This window comes from Streptomyces sp. NPDC033131 (genome assembly GCF_055578365.1).
Window position 1 is genome coordinate 34,843 of record NZ_JBVIPA010000048.1, and the last position, 21,859, is coordinate 56,701.

23 protein-coding genes and 2 pseudogenes are annotated in these 21,859 nt (G+C 70.9%); 15 read left to right on the forward strand and 10 right to left on the reverse strand.

The features are described 5' to 3' along the window. Positions 1 to 117 precede the first annotated feature (117 nt). Positions 118 to 582: a DUF6214 family protein gene (locus ACZ5XS_RS38980; RefSeq protein WP_468659556.1), complete on the forward strand. Its 465-nt coding sequence runs from the start codon at positions 118 to 120 to the stop codon at positions 580 to 582. 59 nt (positions 583 to 641) lie between these two features. On the opposite strand, the gene ACZ5XS_RS38985 is transcribed toward ACZ5XS_RS38980, so the two are convergent. Then, on the reverse strand, positions 642 to 1,295 hold the full coding sequence (locus tag ACZ5XS_RS38985) for a DUF305 domain-containing protein (protein WP_468659558.1): 654 nt from the start codon (positions 1,293 to 1,295) through the stop codon (positions 642 to 644). Between the two features lie 192 nt (positions 1,296 to 1,487). Between ACZ5XS_RS38985 and ACZ5XS_RS38990 the strand changes: the two genes are divergently transcribed. Then, positions 1,488 to 2,990 (forward strand): LVIVD repeat-containing protein, encoded by a 1,503-nt coding sequence (locus tag ACZ5XS_RS38990; RefSeq protein ID WP_468659560.1) that lies wholly within the window; start codon positions 1,488 to 1,490, stop codon positions 2,988 to 2,990. On the opposite strand, the gene ACZ5XS_RS38995 is transcribed toward ACZ5XS_RS38990, so the two are convergent. The 5 genes from ACZ5XS_RS38995 to ACZ5XS_RS39015 form a co-directional block, all read right to left on the reverse strand. Next, the gene (locus ACZ5XS_RS38995; RefSeq protein WP_468659562.1) at positions 2,978 to 3,679 is read right to left on the reverse strand and encodes a TetR/AcrR family transcriptional regulator; all 702 of its coding nucleotides are present in this window, start codon (positions 3,677 to 3,679) and stop codon (positions 2,978 to 2,980) included. The genes ACZ5XS_RS38990 and ACZ5XS_RS38995 overlap by 13 nt on opposite strands. A 186-nt stretch (positions 3,680 to 3,865) precedes the next feature. Further along, positions 3,866 to 4,558, reverse strand: a complete 693-nt coding sequence (locus tag ACZ5XS_RS39000; protein ID WP_468659564.1) for an HAD family hydrolase — start codon at positions 4,556 to 4,558, stop codon at positions 3,866 to 3,868. Between the two features lie 448 nt (positions 4,559 to 5,006). Beyond that, complete coding sequence (locus ACZ5XS_RS39005) at positions 5,007 to 5,678, reverse strand: phosphatase PAP2 family protein (protein WP_468659566.1); 672 nt, start codon at positions 5,676 to 5,678, stop codon at positions 5,007 to 5,009. A 69-nt stretch (positions 5,679 to 5,747) separates the two neighbouring features. Further along, positions 5,748 to 6,683, reverse strand: a complete 936-nt coding sequence (locus tag ACZ5XS_RS39010) for a M56 family metallopeptidase (RefSeq protein ID WP_468659568.1) — start codon at positions 6,681 to 6,683, stop codon at positions 5,748 to 5,750. Positions 6,684 to 6,817: 134 nt separating this feature from the next. Further along, positions 6,818 to 7,354: a DUF5134 domain-containing protein gene (locus tag ACZ5XS_RS39015; RefSeq protein ID WP_468659570.1), complete on the reverse strand. Its 537-nt coding sequence runs from the start codon at positions 7,352 to 7,354 to the stop codon at positions 6,818 to 6,820. A 177-nt stretch (positions 7,355 to 7,531) separates the two neighbouring features. On the opposite strand from ACZ5XS_RS39015, the gene ACZ5XS_RS39020 reads away from it, so the two are divergent. Together ACZ5XS_RS39020 and ACZ5XS_RS39025 are read left to right on the forward strand one after the other, a co-directional pair. Further along, positions 7,532 to 9,217, forward strand: a complete 1,686-nt coding sequence (locus tag ACZ5XS_RS39020) for an FUSC family protein (RefSeq protein WP_468659572.1) — start codon at positions 7,532 to 7,534, stop codon at positions 9,215 to 9,217. Continuing rightward, positions 9,214 to 9,756 carry a MarR family winged helix-turn-helix transcriptional regulator gene (locus ACZ5XS_RS39025; RefSeq protein ID WP_468659574.1) on the forward strand — a complete coding sequence of 181 codons (543 nt, stop codon included), beginning with the start codon at positions 9,214 to 9,216 and terminating at the stop codon, positions 9,754 to 9,756. Before ACZ5XS_RS39020 ends, ACZ5XS_RS39025 begins: the two co-directional genes overlap by 4 nt. Positions 9,757 to 10,356: 600 nt before the next feature. On the opposite strand, the pseudogene ACZ5XS_RS39030 reads toward ACZ5XS_RS39025, so the two are convergent. Then, positions 10,357 to 10,492: pseudogene (locus ACZ5XS_RS39030) on the reverse strand (VOC family protein); the annotation flags it as partial. A gap of 93 nt (positions 10,493 to 10,585) precedes the next feature. Here ACZ5XS_RS39030 and ACZ5XS_RS39035 point away from each other — a divergent pair. After that, a complete protein-coding gene (locus tag ACZ5XS_RS39035) occupies positions 10,586 to 11,116 on the forward strand; it encodes a GNAT family N-acetyltransferase (RefSeq protein WP_468659576.1) in 531 nt (176 codons plus the stop codon). Positions 11,117 to 11,119: 3 nt separating this feature from the next. Here the strand turns inward: ACZ5XS_RS39035 and ACZ5XS_RS39040 are convergent, their stop codons facing one another. Beyond that, positions 11,120 to 11,803: a glycerophosphodiester phosphodiesterase gene (locus ACZ5XS_RS39040; RefSeq protein ID WP_468659578.1), complete on the reverse strand. Its 684-nt coding sequence runs from the start codon at positions 11,801 to 11,803 to the stop codon at positions 11,120 to 11,122. A 287-nt stretch (positions 11,804 to 12,090) separates the two neighbouring features. Between ACZ5XS_RS39040 and ACZ5XS_RS39045 the strand changes: the two genes are divergently transcribed. From ACZ5XS_RS39045 to ACZ5XS_RS39065, 5 genes and pseudogenes are all read left to right on the forward strand, one after another. After that, a complete protein-coding gene (locus tag ACZ5XS_RS39045) occupies positions 12,091 to 13,488 on the forward strand; it encodes a DUF6421 family protein (protein ID WP_468659580.1) in 1,398 nt (465 codons plus the stop codon). Between the two features lie 50 nt (positions 13,489 to 13,538). Next, entirely contained in the window at positions 13,539 to 14,294 is a 756-nt protein-coding gene (locus ACZ5XS_RS39050; RefSeq protein ID WP_468659582.1) for an SDR family NAD(P)-dependent oxidoreductase, read from the forward strand. 11 nt (positions 14,295 to 14,305) lie between these two features. Then, positions 14,306 to 15,376: a threonine aldolase family protein gene (locus ACZ5XS_RS39055; protein ID WP_468659584.1), complete on the forward strand. Its 1,071-nt coding sequence runs from the start codon at positions 14,306 to 14,308 to the stop codon at positions 15,374 to 15,376. Positions 15,377 to 15,463: 87 nt separating this feature from the next. Then, positions 15,464 to 15,921: pseudogene (locus tag ACZ5XS_RS39060) on the forward strand (transglutaminase). A gap of 8 nt (positions 15,922 to 15,929) precedes the next feature. After that, entirely contained in the window at positions 15,930 to 16,625 is a 696-nt protein-coding gene (locus ACZ5XS_RS39065; RefSeq protein ID WP_468659586.1) for a B3/B4 domain-containing protein, read from the forward strand. 12 nt (positions 16,626 to 16,637) lie between these two features. Here ACZ5XS_RS39065 and ACZ5XS_RS39070 read toward each other — a convergent pair whose 3' ends face one another. Both ACZ5XS_RS39070 and ACZ5XS_RS39075 read right to left on the reverse strand, forming a co-directional pair. After that, positions 16,638 to 17,366 carry a lysophospholipid acyltransferase family protein gene (locus tag ACZ5XS_RS39070; protein ID WP_468659588.1) on the reverse strand — a complete coding sequence of 243 codons (729 nt, stop codon included), beginning with the start codon at positions 17,364 to 17,366 and terminating at the stop codon, positions 16,638 to 16,640. Between the two features lie 193 nt (positions 17,367 to 17,559). Next, positions 17,560 to 17,988, reverse strand: a complete 429-nt coding sequence (locus tag ACZ5XS_RS39075; RefSeq protein WP_468659590.1) for a DUF4395 domain-containing protein — start codon at positions 17,986 to 17,988, stop codon at positions 17,560 to 17,562. 77 nt (positions 17,989 to 18,065) lie between these two features. On the opposite strand from ACZ5XS_RS39075, the gene ACZ5XS_RS39080 reads away from it, so the two are divergent. From ACZ5XS_RS39080 to ACZ5XS_RS39100, 5 genes are all read left to right on the forward strand, one after another. Beyond that, on the forward strand, positions 18,066 to 18,479 hold the full coding sequence (locus ACZ5XS_RS39080) for a TlpA family protein disulfide reductase (RefSeq protein WP_468659601.1): 414 nt from the start codon (positions 18,066 to 18,068) through the stop codon (positions 18,477 to 18,479). A 229-nt stretch (positions 18,480 to 18,708) separates the two neighbouring features. After that, positions 18,709 to 19,218 (forward strand): flavin reductase family protein, encoded by a 510-nt coding sequence (locus ACZ5XS_RS39085; protein WP_468659592.1) that lies wholly within the window; start codon positions 18,709 to 18,711, stop codon positions 19,216 to 19,218. Between the two features lie 216 nt (positions 19,219 to 19,434). After that, positions 19,435 to 20,223, forward strand: coding sequence for an electron transfer flavoprotein subunit beta/FixA family protein (locus ACZ5XS_RS39090; RefSeq protein WP_468659593.1), 789 nt, complete (start codon positions 19,435 to 19,437; stop codon positions 20,221 to 20,223). Between the two features lie 53 nt (positions 20,224 to 20,276). Then, a complete protein-coding gene (locus tag ACZ5XS_RS39095) occupies positions 20,277 to 21,239 on the forward strand; it encodes an electron transfer flavoprotein subunit alpha/FixB family protein (protein ID WP_468659595.1) in 963 nt (320 codons plus the stop codon). An 89-nt stretch (positions 21,240 to 21,328) separates the two neighbouring features. Continuing rightward, on the forward strand, positions 21,329 to 21,859 hold a 531-nt coding region (locus ACZ5XS_RS39100; protein ID WP_468659597.1), incomplete at its 3' end, for a transposase.

A 21,859-nucleotide genomic window follows, 5' to 3' on the forward strand; every position in this document is an offset into this window, starting at 1 on the left:
GTGCGCCGGACGAGCACGCGTGTCCGTTCGTATGGAATGTGATCATGCGGTTACGTTGCGTGTGTGCTAGAAGCATCTTTTCTTCATCTTTCCGATCGGTGTCCGACGGATGGCACCGTGTCCGTGTGGCCCGCGTGGGAAGTGCGGGAGAACGAGGGCGCCGTGACGACGGCATGGTTCGACGTCCGGCTGGAGTTCGGCGACGGCGCCCGCGTCGACGCGCTCGCCGTGGTGTCCCAGGGACGCGTCTGCCTGGAGGACGTCCGGGCCCAGCCGGCCCTGTCCCTCGACGACCTGGCCGTGCTCGCGGACTGGATCGAGGACCCGCTCGCCGAGGTCTCGGGCGCCGGACCCGAGCCCGAACCCGAGGTGGCCGGGTCGCGCCGCGCCCGCCCCGCCTGGCCGCGCGGGGTCGAGGGGCGCCGGCTCGTCGCGCAGGAGTACCGGGCGGCCCAGGAGGAGGGCGTCGACCCCGTGCTCGCGGTGATGTGCGCGACCGGGCACAGCCGCCGCAAGTCGCTGCGGCTGATCGCCCAGGCACGTGACGCCGGATACCTGACACCACGTCACGCGCGCCGCTGAGCAGCCCGTCGGGCGGTGGGCCGCTCAGCAGGCAGGCCGGGCCGTGGCCCGCAAGAGGGTCACCGCATGTCCCGCATCCGCGTGATCTCGCTGGTCTGCTGAGCCACCACCTCGTCGGCCATCTCCTCGATCCGGATGTTGTTGCCCTGCCCCTTCACGTCCGTGGCCATCGTGATCGCGCCCTCGTGATGCGTGATCATCAGGGTCAGGAAGAGCTCGTCGAACGCCTCGCCCTTCGCCGTGCGCAGCTTCTTCAGCTGGGCCTCGGTCGCCATGCCGGGCATCGAGGCGTGCGTGTGACCGTCGCCCTTCTCGTCCTCGCCGTGCTCCGACAGCCAGGCCCGCATGCTCTCGATCTCCGGCCCCTGGGCGGCGGCGATCCGTTCGGCGAGCTTGCCGAGCTTCGACGACTCGGCGCGATCCGGGACCAGTTCGGTCATCGCGAGGGCCTGGGCGTGGTGCTCGATCATCATCCGCGCGTAGGCGATGTCGGCCGCATTGGGGGAGTCGTCGTCGGTGCGCTGCTGCGCGGCGTCCTCGGCGGACATCGTCCGGTTCGCCTCCCCGGGCTGCCCGGGCACGAGCACCGAAGGGCCGGTCTCCGAAGCCGACTTCGCATCCGACCCGGAGTCGCAGCCCCCGAGGCCGAGCACGGCGAGGGTGGCCAGCGAGGCCGCGGCGAAGGGTGCGCGGTACGCACGACGGAAGGGCACAACGACCTCCTGTGGCAGGCGGGGCGGGGGACACCTCGTGAGTGTCGAAGACCGTCCTAACACGCTCGGACGTGTGACTGATCAAAAACCTTCATTACGTCTTCGTTGCCCCCTGTTGATATGTGCATGGTGAAGACGATACTTCGGTGGTGCGTGAGCCGTTCCCCCGCGAACGGAACTAGGGAGGAAACAGTGATCCTGTTGAAAGAACCCCGAACGCGTCACAGACGACTGGGAGTTGCCGCCACAGCGGTGGGTCTCCTGGCAGCGCTGCTGACGGCCGGTCCGGCGGCCGCGACCCCCGATCCCGGGGACGCACCGGCCGCGAGCGAGGAGGTGTCCAGAAGCGACGAGGCCAAGGTCCGTGCGGCGATAGCCGAGGGAGAGATACCGGGCCAGGACGAGATCGTCCACTCCGGCAACATCGAACACCTCGCCAACATCCCCAAGGACGTCCTGCCGGGCACCAATTCGGACCTGGCCTTCCAGGGCAGGTACGCCTTCTCCGGCAACTACGACGGCTTCCGCATCTTCGACATCAGCAACCCGAAGGCGCCCCGGACCGTCTCCCAGGTGCTGTGCCCGGGCTCGCAGAACGACATCTCCGTATCCGGCAACCTGCTCTTCCTGTCGACCGACTCCTCGCGCAGCGACAGCAGTTGCAACAGCACCACGCAGCCCGCCACCGAGAAGTCGTCGTGGGAGGGCATGAAGGTCTTCGACATCAGCGACAAGACGAACCCGAAGTACGTCGCCGCCGTCGAGACCGCCTGCGGCTCGCACACCCACACGCTGGTGCCCGAGCGCAGGAACGTCTACGTCTACGTCTCCTCGTACTCACCGAACGCCACCTACCCGGACTGCCAGCCGCCGCACGACGGCATCTCCGTCATCAAGGTGCCGCGCAGCGCCCCCGAGAAGGCGGCGGTCGTGGGCTTCCCGGTGCTCTTCCCCGGTGAGGGCCCGGACGGCGGCGGCAACCCCGGTGCGCCGACCAACCCGGGCGTCTCCAAGACCACCGGCTGCCACGACATCACCGTGCTGCCCTCGAAGGACCTGGCCGCGGGCGCCTGCATGGGTGACGGCATCCTCTTCTCCATCAAGGACCCGGCGAACCCGAAGGTCATCGACCGGGTGCAGGACAACGTGAACTTCGCGTTCTGGCACTCGGCGACCTTCAACCAGAAGGCCGACAAGGTCGTCTTCACCGACGAGCTGGGCGGCGGGGGCGCGGCCACCTGCAACGCGGAGATCGGCCCGAACAAGGGCGCCGACGGCGTCTACGACATCGTCGGCAAGGGCGACTCCCGCAAGCTCGTGTTCCGCAGCTACTTCAAGATCGCCCGCCACCAGGCGGCCGTCGAGGTCTGCGTGGCCCACAACGGCTCGATCATCCCGGTCAAGGGCAAGGACATCATGGTCCAGGCCTGGTACCAGGGCGGCGTCTCCGTCTGGGACTTCACCGACTCCGCCCGCCCGAAGGAGATCGCCTACTTCGAGCGCGGCCCGGTCAACACCGAGCGGCTCACCACGGCCGGTTCCTGGTCGGCGTACTACTACAACGGCTACATCTACTCCAACGACATCGCCAAGGGCTTCGACGTGCTGAAGCTCAACGACCGGCGCACCGACCCCGCGAAGCGGGTCCGCCTGGGCGAGCTCAACGTCCAGACGCAGCCGGACTACTTCGACTGAGTCGTCGTACCGGTCCCGGGGTCGCACTCCGGTGCGGCCCCGGTGGCGAAGAACCGTGACAGATCCCTGTCGCAGGCCCCGCCGGACGCCGGCTCGGTGTCCGGCGGGAGCCCCGACTCCCGCTCGAGCCGGTACCGCTTGAACAACTCGGCCCGCAGCACCGGCACGGACATCGGCACCCCCGGCACCAGGGCCGCGAAGACCGCGCCCATCAACAGGGCGCGCAGCATGGCGTAGTCCGCGTCGACGTCGTCGGAGCCGTGGCGGGCGACGGTGTCCCGCAGCAACTGGGACAGACGCTGCTGCTCCGGGCACTGCACGAAGCCCTCGGACTGCAGGATTCCGGCCATGTGCTGCCGCATCAGCACGGGGTGATCCCGCGCCAGCCCCAGGATCGCGTCGATGGCCCGCGCCATCCGCTCCCGTCCGTCCTCGGTGCGCGGCTCGCGCTCCAGGGCCTCCTCCAGCGTGCGGTGCATCAGCCGGTGGACGGCGGACTGCACGAGTCTGCGCTTGCCCGGGAAGTAGTACGACACCAGACCGCGCGCCGAATGGGCTCTGTCCGCGATGTCGCCGAGTGTGGTCGCCTCGTACCCGCGCTCGCCGACCAGTTCGACCGCCGCCTGCAGAAGCCGCTCCCGGGAACGTCGGCGCAACTCTTCATTGACCGAGGCGCTGCGCGGGGACATGCTGTAACTCCTGCGTTGACTGGCTATCAGCCAACTATACTCAGCGCGTCCGGTCCGGCCCCCGAAAGGGCCTGGCCGGGTTGCCGCCGTCCTGGGCGACGCGGGGGATCGTCCAGGACGGCCGGGCACCACCCGATGGTGGCCTCCGGCAACGTACAGCGGGGTGCCCGCCCTCGGATGCCGAGGTCAGCGCGCCAGATCCAGCACCGGCCGCAGTCCGTCCGGCCGTTCGGCCACCGGCAGGTGGTCCACGAAGTGCACCCCGCACCCCAGGGCCGCCGCGCCGCCGTCCGCCCGCCGGTCGTCGCCGACCATGAGGGTTTCCTGCGGTGCGACGCCGAGTGCGGCGCAGGCGGTCGCGAACAGCCGGGGATCCGGCTTCTGGATGCCGTGCTCGTACGACAGGACGTACGTGTCGACGCAGGAGTCGAGGCCGTGCTCGCGGAACACCGGCCGCAGATCCCAGCCGATGTTGCTGACCACGCCGACGCCGATCCCGCGCTCGCGCAGCGTCCGCAGCACCTCGAGGGCGTCGGGGTACGGCGACCAGGCGGCCGGGGTCATGTGCCGGTCGTACAACGCGTCGTACAACCCGGGGTCGGGAAGCGGTACTTGGCGGGCCACGCCGGTGTACGCGGCCCGGTGCAGCTCGGCGCTCTTGTCGCGGATCTCCCAGAGGTGGGCGAGCTCGTCGGGGATCCGTTCGACGGGATGGGTCCCGCCGGGCAGCGCGCCGACCCTTTCGAGGGCCTGCGCTTTCCGGCGGAACTCGGTCTCGTCGAGGGAGAGTTCGGTCTCGGCCAGGACGGCTCGCAGCCAGGACTCGGCGGACTCGATGCGGAAGAGCGTTCCGGAGAAGTCGAACAACACGGCGGCCATGAGGTGATCTTAAGGGGCGTCGTTCCACGCCGGGGGAAGAGCGCTGCCGCGGAACCCGCGGGCGAAGCCGCCCTCGCCTCCCTCGGAGCACTCCCGGCACCGCTCGCGGCATCGGCCGTCCCGGCCGCCTCACGCACGAGGCCGTGTTCCGCCGGCAGGACCCGAAGTCACGGTGGTTCCGAGCTCGCCCCCGGCCGGCGCGTCGCCGTCGCCGTCGCCCGGGCACGCCACCTGTGCGCGCTGCTGCGGAGCGCGAGCCGCAGCAGGGCGTCGGGGGTGACGAAGGCGGCCAACTCGGCGCTCTCGGCCGTCCCGGGCGTGGACAGTCAGGCCGCGGGATCGTCGGCGGGATCGTCGGCGGAGCGGTCGACCCGGCCCCTGATGTCAGGCCGAACCGTCGGCCCCGGCTCGGGCGGGCCGATGCGCCGGCAGCCGCGCGCGGGCGGGTTCACGGGCGTTGCCGCTGGTGGACCGCGACCGCCAGGGCCACGAGCATCGCGCCCAGCAGCCAGCCGCCCACCACGTCCGAGGGCCAGTGCACGCCCAGCCAGATGCGGGTCAGGCCGACGCCGACGACGGAGATCACGGCCACGGTCACGGCCGCACGCCACAGGAGGCGGTCGACGCCGTGGCGGTGCAGCAGCCACAGCAGAAGGCCGCACACGACCATGGCGGTCATGGCGTGGCCGGAGGGGAAGGCGGCGTAGTGCGCGGAGTCGACGGGGTCGGGCCAGACGGGCCGCGGGCGCCCGACCGCGGCCTTCAGGGACTGCTGGATCAGCGAGCCCAGCGCGCAGGTCAGCGCCAGCCACCCGGCCGTCCACCAGGCGGAACGCCGCCACACCAGCCACACCACGACGACCGCGCACAGGATGCGCATCGTCCACGGGTCCCAGACCCAGTCCGTCAGGATGCGGAAGGTCTGGGTGACGTCCGGGTCGTCCACGGCCCAGCGGTGAGTGGTGCGGGAGACGTCGCCGTCCAGCGTGAACAGGGGATGCCAGTCGGCGGCGACCAAAGCGATCAGCAGCGCGGAGCACAGCGCGAGGATGCCCGCGGCACGGGCGGCGCTGCGATGCGCCGACGGGCGGGGCGGGGAGTCGACGGGCGGAGTGTGCATGCTGCGATCCTCGCCGAATCGTGGGACCGGAAGCCAATCCCGGGGCGGACGAACCCGCTCGGCCGGGCGCTATCCGAGCGCGCGCAACCCCGGCACGAAGGCCACCAGCACCGGCACGACCGGCACCAGCGCGGCCGCCGCCGTCAGCCGCAGCCGACGCGCCGCGGTGAGCCGGTCCGGTGGTGTGAGCAGCCGGTGGACCCGCTGCGGCACGTGGGCCTGCGGGGTCGGGCACGGGCCGAACACGCCCCGGTCCTCGTTCAGTCCGACCAGGGCGAGGGCGGTGGTCAGCCGGCCGAAGCGGCGGGAGGCCATGTCGTCGGCGGCGAGCTCCACCAGCCGGTGCATCTCGTCGCGGAACCCGGCGAAGACCCGCACTTGCGGGAACCCGGCGGCCAGCGCCGCCGAGCAGTGCAGCAGCCAGTCGTGCCGGGCCTGCGCGTGACCCTCCTCGTGGGCGACGAGGGCGTCCAGCTGGCGGCCCTTGAGGCGGCGCAGCGCGGCCGTCGTGATGACGAGCCGGGGAGCCGCGGTCGGCAGCCACCAGGCGTCGGGCCGCTCGCCCTCAAGGATCACGAGCCGACTGCCGGCGGCCTCCTCGCCGGGCAACAGGGGGGCGCGCACCAGGAGTTCGGCCCGGCGCCGCCGACGGCGCGCACGCTCCCGGAGGACCTCCCGGACCAGCATCGCCGCGCTCCACGCCCCGCCGCACGCGAGCGCCACCGCCGTCGCCGCGGCCCACGGCTCGGCCGTGCCGAGCATGTACGCCTCCACGACGACGTGCGGTGCCGGGGCGAACACATGGCCGCCCACCGCCTGCCAGGCGGTCGCCGCGCTGAGGGTCATCGACAGCGCGCAGCACAGGAGTACGGCCGCCACCGCGCACTGCCACGCCCACAGCGCGAGCACCGGTTCACGGTCCGCCCAGTCGGCCCGGGCCAGCAGCCGGGGCGCGACGACGGCGGTCAGGGCGCCGAGCAGCAACAGTGCCGCGGGGAGCATCATGGGGGGCAGCTTATGAGCGCCGGGCCGCTCGAAGGTACGGCCTGCCACGGGAAGTGACGCAGGCAACGGTTGCGTACGGTGTCCCGCGCGACCGGAGCCGCGGCGCCCACGCCCCTCACATCGTGCACGCCGCGTCAGAGCGTCAGCAGCATCGTGACCATCCCGATCCCCATCGACAGCCGGCACGCCCGCACCAGCTCCGGCCGGTCGCCCCACCCCGCGGCGCCGCCTCCCGCGGCGACGGGCACCAGGCGCAGGCCGGACAGCAGCACGTATCCGGTGAAGTAGAGGAGCAGCGCCCCCGTCAGCAGCGGGATTCCGCCGCCGGATCCGGTGTGGTGTCCGGGGGAGGCGGCCATGATCACCGCCATGTAGACCATGGCGGAGGAGCCGACGAGGTGGTGCAGGTGGTGGGCGCTCGCCCGGGCCGCCCACAGGGCGCGCAGCGCCGCGGCGCCGAACACGACCGCGTAGGCGGGCCAGGCCCACGACGGGGGTGTGAACACCGCGGCGGGCACGGCCATCGCGGCCATGCCGAAGCCCATCAGCGCCTCGCCGCCCGCCGACCGGCGCTGCGCCGCCACGGTGCTGCGCATCCGCAGCAGGCAGTACGCCCCGGTCGCCGCACACAGCGCCACCAGCAGCCAGCCGGGCGAAGCCGGTCCGTGCACGCCCACCTCCCCGCTCGACGATCGGTGCCTGACGGTCGGTGCTCGACGGTCGGTCAAGGGATGCCCTCGGCATGCGGCGCGCAAGCGAGCGCAAGGATGTACACGGGGAGCATTCGACGGAGCACAGCACGTGACCGGATGTATTTTACTGGTAAAACACCTGCTAATCTTGTGTTCATGAGCCGTCCGACCCCCGCCTCCGCCGCGTCGCCCGCCCGACGCCTCCCGCTCGCCGGCGTGCTGCGGCTCGGCCGGCCCTCCGACATCTGGTTCAAGCCCGCCCTGAGCGTGGTCGTCGCGGTCGCCCCGCCCAACCTGCTCCTGCTGGCCCTCGACCGGCTCGACCTCGCGATGTACGCGATGGCCGGATCCCTCTGCGCGCTCTACGCCCACAACCGCCCCTACGCCGCCCGGGCCCGCGCCCTGGCATGGGTGGTCCTCGGCATGATCAGTGGCCTCGCCGTCGCCCTGCTCGCAGCCTCCCTCACCACCGGCGCCGTCGTCCTGGTGGCCGTCGGCGCCGCCCTGGCAGCCGTGCAGAAAGTGCTGTGCGACGCCACCCGTATCGGACCGCCGGGCAACGTGGTCCTCACCTTCATCAGCTCCGCCGCCCTGTTCACGCCTCAGACCCTCGGGCAGATCCCGGGCCACCTGGCGCTGGCCACCGCGACGGGCGCCTGGGCCTGGCTCGTCGGCATGGCGCCCGGCCTGCCGCGCCCGCACGGCCCCGAGCGCCGCGCCACCGCACACGCGCTGAACGCCGCCGCCGCGTACGCCGCCACGCACGGCACCGGCGCCGGACACGCCAAGGCCCGCGCGACGGCGGCCGCCGCCGTGCAGGCGGCCTGGCAGTCGCTGCTGTCCGCCGGAGCCTCCACCGAGCCCCGGCGTGCCCTCGAACGGCTCGTCGTGCGTGCCGAGGTCGCGCTCGCCGCCCCCGCGGACACGGACCCCGAGCCGCTGCGCACCTGGGCCCGCGCCCTGCGCGGCACCAAAGCGGTCCCGCGGACCGGGCAACTGCCCGCCGGGACCGACGAACTCCTCGGAGTGGAGGCCGAACTCGCCTCCCTGGCCCGCCCGTGGTGGAGCCGGCTCGGACCGCTGACCCCGCTCGCCGTGCGCACCGCCCTCGGCTGCGCCCTGGCCGGCTACGCCTCGCTCGCTCTCGGCGTCGGCCGCCCCTACTGGGCCCTGGTCACCGCCGCCTCCCTCTATCAGGCCAACCTCACCCTCACCTGGAGCCGGGGCGTCCAGCGGGTCGTCGGCAACCTCGTCGGTGTCCTCCTCTTCGCCGCCGTGGTCCCGTTGGCCCACCTCGGCCCGGCGGCGCTGGTCCTGTGCTGCCTCGCCTTCAACTTCGGCACCGAGGCCCTGATCAGCCGCAACTACTGGCTCGGCAGCGTCTGTGTGACCCCGACGGCCCTGCTCATCACCGAGTTCGCCGGCTACCAGCAGCCCGGCCGGCTCATCACCGAGCGGATCGTTGACACCGTCGTCGGCGCCCTGGTCGGCTTCGTGGCTGCCGTCGCCGTCACCAACCGGCGCGCGGGCACCGGCGTCGAGCACGCGCTGACCGCCGTGGAGCGCGCCCGCGAGCGCGCCGCTCGGCTCCTGGCGGAGCCGCGGCCCGCGTCCGCAAGCCTGGAGTCCGCCCGTCGCGCCCTCGCCGCCGCCCTGGTCGACCTGCGGGTCACCGTGGAAGCCGCGTCCGGCGAATGGTGGCAGCGTGCCCTGCCCCACGAGAGGGTCGTGCTCGCCGAGCAGTCCGGACACCGTACGCTCGCGGCGGCGGTACGGCGCCAGGGACCGCACCTGGGCCTGGACCGTCATACCCACCAGGCGACGGAGGACGTACGGCCATGACGGCGAGCAACGGAGCGGGCGCTCCCGGAGCGACGCGGAGCGACACCGTCGCCGCGGTGGTCCGGCAGTGGCAGACCGTCCATCCCGACCTCGACACCGGCCCGATGGAGATCATCGGCCGGGTCAACCGCTGCGCGGCGCTCCTCCAGCAGGCCGAGGACGCCCCGCTGCGGCGGGCGGGCCTGAGCCGCGCCGAGTTCGACCTGCTGGGCGCGCTGCGCCGCACCGGACACGAGCTCACCCCCGGTGAACTGGCCCGCGAGACCTTCTCCTCCGGCGCCGCCGTCACCAAACGCCTCAAGGCCCTGACCGAACGCGGCCTGGTCGAGCGCCGCGGCGACAGCCGTGACCGCCGGGTGGCCCACCTCCGCCTCACCGACGCCGGGCGCGACCTGGTCGACGGCATCCTGCCCGCGCAGCTCGCCTACGAGACCACCGTGCTGTCCGGCCTGGACCCGGCCGAGCGGGACGAACTGGCCGTCCTGCTCTCCGGGTTGCTGGGCCGGCTGGAAGGGCTCGCCGGGGTACTGCGTCCCTGACCCGTCCCGCTGACGTCCGACAGGGCCGGAAGGTCCGGTGCCCCGAGGTACGGCCCGGAGATCCGGGGAACCGGTCCATCCATCGCCATGACGGGGCGCCGATATGGCGGCACCCCGTCAGTCGTCGGTCACCTTTCGGCTTCAGCGGCTGGGCTCGTAGCCTGGTGCGCGCTGCTCGAACGACCGGATCGGGCCGGAAGAGTGAAGCGTCAAGGGTGGGTCACTGCTACTGCTGCTGCAACCACCAGGCGATTCCGCTTCCCGAGGCTGTCGTGACCGCCACGACGAGCCATGCGGGTACGCTCTGAATGGTCAACTTGACCCCGCCGCAGCGAAGTTCGAAGGCCGGCTGTGCTGAGTCCGCCGGTCCTGCTGTGGGGTTGTGAGACTGCTGCGACTCGTCAGGTCGCGGCAGGATCTTCGTCACGGCGCATCCTCCCGTTCCGGTTCTATGCTTCCCACAGAGTTGCAACAGTTCGCCTCCACAGCAAGGGATGAAGGCGGAAATCCTCCCGCCGATCCATGATTTTTCCGAAGAATCTTTTTTAAGTCGGACGTTTAAACCCTAGGGTGCTCCAGGATTTGCGCACACCCGAGCACAGGCTCCTTCACCGGCGGCCGCACGATCTCGACCCTCATGGGGCCGCAGCTCGTCGTGCGCGGCGGACACGTCCTCGACCTGCATCCACAAGCGCACGGCCGGTGACGGCGCCACGTCGGGCCGCCCGGACACCTGCGGCCACTCAGTACATGCACCATGCATCCGGAGCGCAGGGGCAGGGGGTTACTCTCGTCGGGCCCGAGCCGCGCGAGAACCGGAGAGCCGACCATGGAAACCGCACTGACCTTCCGCGACGCCACCGACGCCGACGTGGACGCGCTGGTCGTGCTGATCGAGTCGGCGTACCGGGGGGACGCCAGCCGCCGCGGGTGGACCACCGAGGCGGACATCCTCGAAGGGCAGCGGACGGACCCGGAGGGCGTGCGGGAGGTCATCAAGTCGCCCGACAGCAGGCTGCTCACGGTCGAGCGCGAGGGGCGGCTGGTCGCCTGTTGCCAGCTCGAACACCGTGGCGCGCACGCCTACTTCGGGATGTTCGCGGTCAGCCCGGATCTCCAGGGCGCCGGCCTCGGCAAGGTGATCATCTCGGAGGCGGAGCGGACCGCCCGCGAGACCTGGGACGTCACCGAGATGCACATGACGGTGATCTCCGTACGCGACGACCTCATCGCGTGGTACGAGCGCCGCGGCTACCGCCGTACGGGACGGATGACCCCCTTCCCGTACGGCGACGAGCGCTTCGGTGTGCCGCAGCGCGACGACCTGCAGTTCGAGCTGCTGATCAAGGAGCTCGCATAGGCGTCACGCCGTGAAGCGGCCGGTGCGTTTGATCTCCGGATAGTCGGTGGTGGCGCCGTCCAGCCCCAGCGCCCGTACCAGCCGCAGCTGGTCCTGCGTGTTCACCACCCAGCCGATGATCTTCAGATCGGCCTTCCGGGCGTCCTCGACGACCTCCAGGGTGAGCCGGCGGATGTTCAGGCAGACGGTCGAGGCACCGGCCGCGACCGCGCGGTCCACGATGTCGGGACCGAACCGGCTGGCGATCAGCGCGGTCCGAACCCCGGGCACCAGCCGGGCGATCTCGGCGATCGCCTCGTCGTGGAACGAGGAGACCTCCACGCGGGAGGTCAGGTCCCGGCGGTGCATGACCTCCGCCAGCGCGCGCGCCGCCGCCACGTCCTTGATCTCGGCCTGCAACGGCGCGTGTACGCCGTCCAGCACCTCCTCGAACACGGGGACCCGCTCACCGCGGCCCGCGTCCAGGGCGCGCAGCTCGGCGAGGGTCTGATCGGCGATCGGGCCGCTGCCGTCGGTCGTACGGTCCACGTCGGTGTCGTGCATCACGACGAGGGCGCCGTCCTTGCTCAGGTGCAGATCGAGTTCGATGACGTCGAGGCCCGCCTGCTCGGCGGCGACGAAGGAACGGAGGGTGTTCTCGGGCTCGACACCCATGACTCCGCGGTGACCGATGGTGAGGAAGTTCAAGATGCGACTCGCTTCCGTCGGGGGTGGCGGTGGGGGAACCGCGCGCGGCCGGGGCGGACGGCCGTGTGGGCAGGTCCGAAGCCTAGCGGCCCGGCCGGGCGATGAACCCGCGCCTGCGACGGGAGCGGGTGCGCCACGCGGAAGCGTTTGCCGAACACATGTCCGGCAGGAAAAAATCCTGTGACCATCGGGGTGCCGCAGAACAATTTCCCGAGGCTCCACTTGCTGGGAGAATCCTCGTATGCATACGGTGTCGTGACGTGAGGTTTTCCCGTGGAGGATGGGACATGACGGAAATTCTTGTGCAGGTGGGTTCGGGGGGCCAGGTTCCTCCCGCGGTCAGGGTGGTGGAGCATCCGGCGTGGCCCGTGCTCAAGGATGCGGTGGAGCGGATCCGGCCATGGCAGTCCAAGGACGGATCGATCGACTTCGACGCGGAGGGCGCCCCGGACCCTGCGGAGGCGGAACGCGCCGTCCGGCGTGTCGTCCACTCCGTCGAGGAGCTTTCCCCGCTGCTCCCGCACGACAGCGCCTATCACCAGGCCCTCGTGAAGGACCTGCACCACTGGGCGGAGGGCGGCTTCCGGGTGCCGGACTTCCTCGACTCACTGCTGGCCTTCCAGCCCGCCGCGAACCGCGCGGACGGCCTGCAGCACCTGGTCGTCTTCCCGATGTACACGCAGAACGGCAATCCGGACCGCAACCTCGAGGCGGTCGTGCTGCGCATGGTCTGGCCCCAGTGGCTGGCCGAACTGGAGCGCACCCGTTACGACAACCCGCTGTTCTGCGGCATCAGGTTCGAGGACTTCACGGCCGGCTACGACACCAACTCCGCCGTCCTCTTCCCCGAGACCATCGCCGTGCGCGAGGCGCCCGAGCGGTTCAGCTGGGGCGGCATCTTCTGCGACCGCGAGGCGGCCCGCTTCCGCCGGGTCACCGACGCCGCCGTCGACATCCTGGGCCTGGAGCTGCCCGAGGACACCGCCGCGATGGTCCACGACCAGAAGCGCTGCGAGGAGGCCTTCGTGCTGTGGGACATGGTCCACGACCGCACCCACAGCCACGGCGACCTGCCCTTCGACCCGTTCATGATCAAGCAGCGCCAGCCGTTCTGGATGTACGGCCTCGAAGAGCTGCGCTGTGACCTCACCGCCTTCAGGGAGGCCGTGAAGCTGGAGGCCGACGGCGTCCCGCAGGCCCGTGACGTGCAGTACGCGGTGCTGTTCGACCGCATGTTCCGCTTCCCGGTCACCGGTGAGCGCGTGCGCAACTACGACGGCCTCGGCGGCCAGCTCCTGTTCGCCTACCTCCACAAGCACGACGTCGTCCGCTGGACCGACAACAAGCTGTTCATCGACTGGCAGCGCGCGCCCCAGGTCACCAACGAGCTGTGCGCCGACATCGAACAGCTGTACCGCGACGGCATCGACCGCCCCAAGCTCGTCCACTGGTTCGCCGGATACGAGCTGGTCTCCACCTACCTCGCACCGCACCCGGGCTCCCGCTGGGCCAAGGGCCCCGACGCCCTCGACCTGACGCAGCCGCCGCGGAAACTCGTCGATGACGTGCTTCCGGACGAGTTTCCGCTGAGCATGTTCTATGAGGCACTTTCCAAGAAGCTGAAGAGCGTGATCGCCTCCACCCGGGGCATCACGGCGGAGAGCGCCGAGCGGGTCGCCGCGTGAGCGACCGCGTGCACGGTGAACCAGCGCACATTGCTCAGGAGGCGAAGACCATGGGGAACGGGGCTCTCAGCGGTGCGGTGATCGCGGTGGCCGGCGCGGGCGGACCCGCGGGGCGCGCGACGCTTCTCAGGCTCGCCGAGGCGGGCGCGACCGTCGTCGGCGCGGACAACGACCCCGAGCGGCTGGCGGAGGCCGTGGACGCGGCCCGCTACAGCGCCGGCGGCGCCACGGTCACCGGGGAGACGGTCGACCTGCTCGACCTGGACTCGACCCGCGACTGGGCCGTCCATACCGAGAAGGAGTTCGGCCGGGTCGACGGCGTGGTCCACCTCGTCGGCGGCTGGCGGGGCAGCGAGACCTTCGCCAAGACCAACCTGCACGACTGGGACCTGCTCGAGCTGCTGCTGATCCGCACCGTGCAGCACACCTCCCTCGCCTTCCACGAGGCGTTGCAGCGCAGCGACCGGGGCCGGTACGTCCTGATCAGCGCCGCGGGTGCCAGCAGGCCCACCGCGGGCAACGCCGCGTACTCCGCCGCCAAGGCCGCCGCCGAGGCGTGGACGCTCGCGCTCGCCGACTACTTCCGCAAGGCGGGGATCTCCGCTGGCGCGGACGGGCCGACCTCCGCCGCTGCCATCCTGGTGGTGAAGGCGTTGGTGCACGACGCGATGCGCGCCGAGCGCCCCAACGCGAAGTTCGCGGGCTTCACCGACGTGAAGGACCTGGCCGAGGAGATCGTCGGGGTCTGGGAGAAGCCCGCCGCAGAAGTGAACGGAAAGCGTCTGTGGCTGACCGAGAAGCCGTGATACGAGAAGCCGTGAACCCACCGAGGACCGACGCCCGGCGCCACCACGACCCGGACGTCCGCGGCTTCGCCAGCGACAACTACGCCGGGGCCCACCCGGAGGTGCTCGCCGCCCTGGCCCTGGCCAACGGCGGGCACCAGGTCGCGTACGGCGAGGACGACTACACCGACAATCTCCAGCGCATCGTCCGCAGCCACTTCGGCGCCACGGCGGAGGCCTTCCCGGTCTTCAACGGCACGGGCGCCAACGTCGTCGCGCTCCAGGCGGTCACCGACCGCTGGGGCGCGGTGATCTGCGCCGAGAGCGCGCACATCAACGTCGACGAGGGCGGCGCCCCGGAGCGCATGGGCGGCCTCAAGCTGCTCACCGTGCCGACGCCTGACGGCAAGCTCACCCCCGAGCTGATCGACCGGCAGGCCTACGGCTGGGAGGACGAGCACCGTGCGATGCCGCAGGTCGTCTCGATCACCCAGAGCACGGAGCTGGGCACCCTCTACACGCCCGACGAGATCCGCGCGATCTGCGACCACGCCCACGCGCGCGGTATGAAGGTCCACCTGGACGGCTCCCGCATCGCCAACGCGGCGGCCTCGCTGGACGTCCCGATGCGGACGTTCACCAACGCGGTGGGCGTCGACATCCTCTCCCTGGGCGGCACGAAGAACGGCGCCCTGTTCGGCGAGGCGGTCGTCGTCATCAACCAGGACGCCGTCAGCCACATGAAGCATCTGCGCAAGCTGTCCATGCAGCTCGCCTCCAAGATGCGCTTCGTGTCGGTGCAGTTGGAGGCCCTGCTCGCCAGGGACCTGTGGCTGCGCAACGCCCGCCACGCCAACGAGATGGCCCAGCGGCTCGCCGAGGGCGTACGGGCCGTGCACGGCGTGGAGATCCTTCATCCGGTGCAGGCCAACGGGATCTTCGCCAAGCTGCCGCACGAGGTGAGCGTGCGCCTGCAGGAGCGGTTCCGGTTCTACTTCTGGGACGAGGCCGCGGGTGTCGTGCGCTGGATGTGCGCCTTCGACACGACGGAGGAGGACGTGGACGCGTTCGTGGCGGCGCTGAAGGAGGAGATGGCGCGCTAGCCGAAGAACGGTCGAGTCATGCGTAGATATGCTGTCATATGAAAAATCATTGACTGGCGGGTGATCGCATTCCTATGCTCTGCGGGCATGGAGCTGATCCAGAACACCCCCGACCTGTCCGCTTATCTGGCCGCCGACGAGGTCATCGACCACCGCCACCCGATCGTGCGCGACACGGCCGCGCGTCTCGCCAGGCAGGCGGAGGACTCGTATGCCTATGCGCGGCTGGCATTCGAGTGGCCGCCCTGCTGCGGGCCGAGGACATCCCGACGGCCCTGTGCTACCAGAGGTTCGAGGAGGTGCACGGCCTGATCGCCGTGCGCTTCAACGGCGCCTGGCATCGACAGGATCCGCGCGGCAACAAGCCCGGTGTGGACGCCCGGTTCTCCCTGGACGGCGAGCGGCTGGCCTTCACCCCCGACCCTCGGTCCAATGAGCTGGACTACCCGGTCCTGTACGCTGAACCCCATCCGGTCGTCCTCGGCGTACTCAAGGCCGCCCCCGACCGGCCGTACCTCTGGAAGACGCTCCCCACCGCACTCTGAGGCAGGCGATGACCCTCTCCCTGACCGTGTCCGACGACGTGCGCCTCCTCGCGCCCGGTTTCACCCACCTCGCGATCGAGGCGCACGGTCTGGTCAACGGGCCCAGCACCGACGCGAGTTCCGCCCTCCTCGACGACGCGGCCCGCCGGCTCGCCGTACGCCTGGACGGGCGCGCCCCGCACGAGGACCCGCACATGGCGGCGTGGCGCGAGGTCTACACGGCGTTCGGGTCGAAGCCCTCGCGGACGCGCAACTCGGCGGAGGCGCTGGCGAGGAGAGCTCTGGCGGAGGGCGGGCTGCCCCGCATCAACCTGCTCGTCGACCTCTACAACGCGATCAGCGTCGCCCACCTGATCCCGGTGGGCGGCGAGGACGCCGACCGCATCGAGGGAGACATGCACCTCGTGCGGGCCACCGGGGACGAGAACTTCGTGACCTCCGCCGGCGGCGAGCAGGTCGTCGAACACCCCGACGCGGGCGAGGTGGTCTGGCGCGACGAGGCGGGTGTGACCTGCCGCCGCTGGAACTGGCGCCAGGGTCCGCGCACCAGGCTCACCGAGGACACCGTCTCCGGGATCTTCCTGCTGGAGAGCCTGGCACCGATGCCGGTCGCCGACGTCGAGGCGGCGGCGGCCGAACTCGTCGAGCTGTTGCACAAGTTCAGCCCGGGAGCCCGGATCGTGGTCGGGTCCCCGGCGTCCTGATCCGGCGCGGGCTCAGCGCGCCTCGGCCTCGCGGACCTGCTCCGGGGTCGGGGCGGTGCCGCCGAGGTGGGCCGGCATCCACCAGGTGTCGTCCGCGTCCTTGGGGCGCACCGGGTAGGCGCGCTGGGCCGCCTCCAGCAGCTCGTTCACCCGCTCGCGCACCTGCCGGGTGATCGCGCCCGCGTACTTGTCGCGGGAGGCCTCGATCGTTTCGCCGACGCGGATGGTGATGGGGGTGTGGCTGCGCTTGAAGTTGCGCGGGTGCCCCTTGGTCCACAGCCGCTGCGTGCCCCACAGGGCCACCGGGATCAGCGGTACGCCCGCCTCCTGGGCCATGCGCGCGGCGCCGGACTTGAAGCTCTTCAGCGTGAACGACTGCGAGATCGTCGCCTCCGGGAAGACGCCCACGATCTCGCCCGACCTGAGCGAGTCCAGCGCGTGGGCGTACGCCGTCTCGCCCTGGTTGCGGTCCACCGGGATGTGCTTCATTCCACGCATCAGCGGGCCGGAGACCTTGTGGCGGAAGACGGACTCCTTCGCCATGAAGCGCACGAGACGCTTCTGGGGGAGTGCCGCGAGCCCGCTGAAGATGAAGTCCAGATAGCTGATGTGGTTGCTCACCAGCACGGCACCGCCCGAGCGCGGGATGTTCTCCGAACCCTTGCAGTCGATCTTGAGGTCCCACGCCTTGAACAACGCCTGGGCGAGACCGACGACGGGACGGTAGACAAGCTCTGCCATGGACGGGGTGGACCCTTCCTTGTTCTGCCCGGAAAAAAGGACTCCCGGCGGGAAAGCTACGCAGCCGTAGGTTTACGGCATCTCGCAGATCGTGCCCCAAGAACGCGCGAGGAGCCAGCCTTCGCGCCCGTCAACGGAGAGATTCTCGTCACGTCTTTCACCCAGTGATCCACCTCGGGGTTTTGCGACTCCATTACTCCCCCGTCCTCTCCGCCCGTACGGTCGTCCGACGCACCAGCAGGTACATCTCGCACCCCAGGCAGTACCCGAACGCGGCGTTCAGGAAGGCCGCGGCGAGCGCGGCCCCCGTGGCGGCGAGTCCCAGCCACTCGGCCCCCAGCGTGTAGCCGGCGAGGCCCACGGCCGCGAAGACCAGCCCCACCGCCTGGGCGAACCGCGGCGGCTCGGGCGCCTCGAACTCGGTGGGCGGCCCCAGTCTGGGCCGTACGGCCACGCGGAACAGCAGGCCGTACGGCGAACGGCCCACTCCGCCCGCCGCGCCCAGCGCGAACGCCAGTGTCTGCCAGGCCAGCAGCCAGGCGCTCCCCGTGATGAGCACGACCGCCAGCACGAGGGTCGTCACGGCCGCCCCGAAGCGCGGCCCCCTTGCATCGATGTCCATGGGAACCAAGCATTCCGCAACAGACGGGTTTCCGGGCGGCGGGAATCTTTGCAGTCTCGTGAATGCTGGTGCAGACGATGACCGGACTGATGGTGTGCGTGGCGGTGCTCGCGGTGGCGAGCGCCTACGGAGTGCTGCATCGGCGGCGGAGCGGGAGGGTACGGGTGCGCGGGCGCGACGACGGAAAACGGCTCGGCGCGGCGGAACTGGGCGGCCCGCTCGGCGAGCGTGCCACCCTCGTCCAGTTCTCCAGCGCCTTCTGCGCTCCGTGCCGGGCGACCCGACGGGTCCTCGGCGAGGTGGCCGGCATCGTCCCGGGCGTGACCCACGTCGAGATCGACGCCGAGGAGCGGCTGGAGCTCGTCCGGGAACTCGACATCCTCAAGACTCCGACCGTGCTGGTCCTCGACGCCGACGGCCGGGTGGTCCGACGCGCCGTCGGACAGCCGCGCAAGGCCGACGTGATCGCCGCACTGGGTGAGGCGATCTGAGGGCAGGCGACCGGGGTGAGGCATCTCCCATCCGGGGGGTGAGGCATCTCCCACATGACGGAACGTACTTGACTGCGTGCACCACCTATCGTCAGCCTGACCGTATGCCTTCGGAACTCCTTCTCCACGGGCGGGTGCACGTCGACCTGGTCCGCACCGCGAGCGCGCGCTGTCCGGGCTGTTGAGCAGCCAAGGACGCCCACGCCACTCCTCGCAGAAGGACAGCTCCATGACGGCCACGCCCGATCTCGACACCGCCCGGCTCGCCTCGCCCGAGCTGCTGCGCTCCGTCTTCCGGCGGCACGCGGCGGGAGTCGCCGTGATCACCGCCCGCGGCGACGCCGGCCCCGTCGGATTCACCGCCACCTCCCTCACCTCGGTCTCCGCCGAGCCCCCGCTGCTGTCCTTCGGCATCGGTACCGGTGCCTCCAGCTGGCCCGCGGTGGCCGAGACCGACCATGTGGGAGTGCACATACTCGGCGAGCACCAGCAGGACGTGGCCGCGACGTTCGCCCGCAGCGGAGCCGACCGCTTCGGCGCGGCGACCGCCTGGCGCGAGGGTCCCGAGGGCGTGCCGGTCCTCGACGACGTCCAGGCCTGGCTGCTGTGCCGGATCATCGCCCGGGTCCCCGCCGGCGACCACCGCCTGGTGCTGGCGGAGGTCGTCCTCGGCGACTCCACGGGCCCGGGCCGCCCGCTGCTCTACCACCAGGGTCGGTTCCGTGGTCTGCGCGACTGACCGGCTCGACCTCCTCTGCGGAACCGTCGAGTTCCGATTACGCTGCGTTGCACAGGTCACAGTTCAAAGCGCTTGCTTAGCGGGAACGAACTAGGTGTACTGACGAGTAATATTTCGGTCGGAGCGCGGGCCGCCCCGACCGGGATCGGCCGCTTGAGGCGCCTATGCTGCCTGCAAGAGGCAGCCGAAAAATGACGATGCAGTAGGAGAGCCGGCGTGAGCTTGAGGATCGTTGTCACTGTGAAGTACGTGCCCGACGCCACTGGCGACCGGCACTTCGCCGATGACCTGACCGTCGACCGGGACGACGTCGACGGTCTGCTCTCCGAACTGGACGAGTACGCGGTCGAGCAGGCGCTGCAGATCTCGGAGAACTCCGACGACGACGTCGAGGTCACCGTCCTGACCATCGGCCCCGAGGACGCCAAGGACGCGCTGCGCAAGGCGCTGTCCATGGGTGCCGACAAGGCCGTCCACGTCGAGGACGACGACCTGCACGGCACCGACGCCATCGGCACCTCCCTGGTGCTGGCCAAGGCGATCGAGAAGGCCGGCTACGACCTGGTGATCTCCGGCATGGCGTCCACCGACGGCACCATGGGTGTCGTCCCGGCGCTGGTCGCCGAGCGTCTGGGCGTGCCGCAGGTGACGCTGCTGTCCGAGGTGTCCGTCGAGGACGGCACGGTCAAGGGCCGCCGCGACGGCGACTCCGCCTCCGAGCAGCTGGAGGCCTCACTGCCGGCCGTCGTGTCGGTCACCGACCAGTCGGGCGAGGCGCGTTACCCCTCCTTCAAGGGCATCATGGCGGCCAAGAAGAAGCCGGTTCAGTCCTGGGACCTGTCCGACCTCGACATCGAGGCCGAGGAGGTCGGTCTGGAGGGCGCCTACACGGTCGTCGACTCCGCGGCCGAGCGCCCGGCGCGCACCGCCGGCACGATCGTCAAGGACGAGGGCGAGGGCGGCAAGCAGCTCGCTGAGTTCCTCGCGGGCCAGAAGTTCATCTAGGTCCCACCCCCTTACCGCCCCTCAGACTTCGCAATCCGCAGGAGAGCATTCCCATGGCTGAAGTTCTCGTCTACGTCGACCACGTGGACGGCGCCGTCCGCAAGCCCACTCTGGAGCTGCTGACCCTGGCCCGTCGCATCGGCGAGCCGGTCGCCGTCGCCCTCGGCAACGGCGCCGCCGACACCGCCGCCGTCCTCGGCGAGCACGGCGCGGTCAAGGTCCTCACCCACGACGCCGCCGAGTACGCCGACTACCTGGTCGTCCCGAAGGTGGACGCCCTCCAGGCCGCGTACGAGGCCGTCTCCCCGGCCGCCGTCCTGGTCCCCTCCTCCGCCGAGGGCAAGGAGATCGCCGCCCGGCTGGCGCTGCGCATCGGCTCCGGCATCATCACCGACGCCATCGACCTCGAGGCCGGCGACGAGGGCCCGGTGGCCACCCAGTCGGTGTTCGCCGCCTCCTTCACCACCAAGTCCCGTGCCGCCAAGGGCACCCCGGTCATCACCGTCAAGCCGAACTCGGCCGCGGTCGAGGCCGCCCCGGCCAACGCCGCCGTCGAGGCCCTGAGCGTCACGTTCTCCGCCCAGGCGACCGGCACCAAGGTGACCGCCCGCACGCCGCGGGAGTCGAGCGGCCGTCCGGAGCTGACCGAGGCCGCGATCGTGGTCTCCGGCGGCCGTGGCGTCAACGGCGCCGAGAACTTCGCGGTCATCGAGGCGCTGGCCGACTCCCTCGGCGCCGCCGTGGGTGCCTCGCGCGCCGCCGTCGACGCCGGCTGGTACCCGCACACCAACCAGGTCGGCCAGACCGGCAAGTCGGTCTCCCCGCAGCTGTACATCGCCTCCGGCATCTCCGGCGCCATCCAGCACCGCGCCGGCATGCAGACCTCGAAGACCATCGTCGCCATCAACAAGGACGCCGAGGCCCCGATCTTCGACCTCGTCGACTACGGCGTGGTCGGCGACCTCTTCGACGTCGTCCCCCAGCTCACCGAGGAGATCACGACCCGCAAGGGCTGATCCCGCTCAGGGCGTGACAAGGCCCCCGTGACCGCTTGCGCGCTTAGGTTCTAGCGATCGTCGCAACACCCCCAGTTCAAGGGGTTGCGATGTTCGAGATCCGCAAGACCCGGACGGTGGCTCAGGGCCGCAGGAAGCTGACCCGTGAGCGGGAGGAATACTTCCGGCTCGTGCAGCAAGGCATGAGTTACGCGGAGGCTGCCAAGGCCGTCGGCATCAACCTCCGCACGGGAAAGCGATGGCGTAACGGCCGGAACCCCTCCGGCCGGCAGAAGGCGGCACCACCGGCCAGACCGGTGGTGCCGCCTTCTGGAGCGTCCAGGTACCTGCGTGAAGCCGACCGGATCTACATCGCCGACCGGCTCCTGGAGAAGGCGACAGTCCGCGCGATCGCCGCCGAACTGAGCCGCAGTCCCTCCACCGTCAGCCGGGAGATCCGCCGCAACCGGCACCCCGTCAACGGCCAGTACCGCCCCTTCGCCGCCCAGGCCCGCGCGGATGACCGCCGTCCCCGCCCCAAGCCCTGGAAGATCAGCCGGAACCCCGAACTGCGGGCCGCCGTCCAGGCAGGACTGGACGAGCGGTGGAGCCCGGAACAGATCTGTCACGCTCTGCGCAGA

What these genes read in the sequence shown, in the direction of transcription:
- ACZ5XS_RS39020 (WP_468659572.1), top strand. Translation starts at nt 7,532, where the DNA reads ATGAGCCGTCCGACCCCCGCCTCCGCCGCGTCGCCCGCCCGACGCCTC.
- ACZ5XS_RS39025 (WP_468659574.1), top strand. Translation starts at nt 9,214, where the DNA reads ATGACGGCGAGCAACGGAGCGGGCGCTCCCGGAGCGACGCGGAGCGAC.
- ACZ5XS_RS39095 (WP_468659595.1), top strand. Translation starts at nt 20,277, where the DNA reads ATGGCTGAAGTTCTCGTCTACGTCGACCACGTGGACGGCGCCGTCCGC.
- ACZ5XS_RS39045 (WP_468659580.1), top strand. Translation starts at nt 12,091, where the DNA reads ATGACGGAAATTCTTGTGCAGGTGGGTTCGGGGGGCCAGGTTCCTCCC.
- ACZ5XS_RS39085 (WP_468659592.1), top strand. Translation starts at nt 18,709, where the DNA reads ATGACGGCCACGCCCGATCTCGACACCGCCCGGCTCGCCTCGCCCGAG.
- ACZ5XS_RS39065 (WP_468659586.1), top strand. Translation starts at nt 15,930, where the DNA reads ATGACCCTCTCCCTGACCGTGTCCGACGACGTGCGCCTCCTCGCGCCC.
- ACZ5XS_RS38995 (WP_468659562.1), bottom strand. Translation starts at nt 3,679, where the DNA reads ATGTCCCCGCGCAGCGCCTCGGTCAATGAAGAGTTGCGCCGACGTTCC.
- ACZ5XS_RS39005 (WP_468659566.1), bottom strand. Translation starts at nt 5,678, where the DNA reads ATGCACACTCCGCCCGTCGACTCCCCGCCCCGCCCGTCGGCGCATCGC.
- ACZ5XS_RS39080 (WP_468659601.1), top strand. Translation starts at nt 18,066, where the DNA reads ATGACCGGACTGATGGTGTGCGTGGCGGTGCTCGCGGTGGCGAGCGCC.
- ACZ5XS_RS39070 (WP_468659588.1), bottom strand. Translation starts at nt 17,366, where the DNA reads ATGGCAGAGCTTGTCTACCGTCCCGTCGTCGGTCTCGCCCAGGCGTTG.
- ACZ5XS_RS39035 (WP_468659576.1), top strand. Translation starts at nt 10,586, where the DNA reads ATGGAAACCGCACTGACCTTCCGCGACGCCACCGACGCCGACGTGGAC.
- ACZ5XS_RS39075 (WP_468659590.1), bottom strand. Translation starts at nt 17,988, where the DNA reads ATGGACATCGATGCAAGGGGGCCGCGCTTCGGGGCGGCCGTGACGACC.
- ACZ5XS_RS39000 (WP_468659564.1), bottom strand. Translation starts at nt 4,558, where the DNA reads ATGGCCGCCGTGTTGTTCGACTTCTCCGGAACGCTCTTCCGCATCGAG.
- ACZ5XS_RS39010 (WP_468659568.1), bottom strand. Translation starts at nt 6,683, where the DNA reads ATGATGCTCCCCGCGGCACTGTTGCTGCTCGGCGCCCTGACCGCCGTC.
- ACZ5XS_RS39050 (WP_468659582.1), top strand. Translation starts at nt 13,539, where the DNA reads ATGGGGAACGGGGCTCTCAGCGGTGCGGTGATCGCGGTGGCCGGCGCG.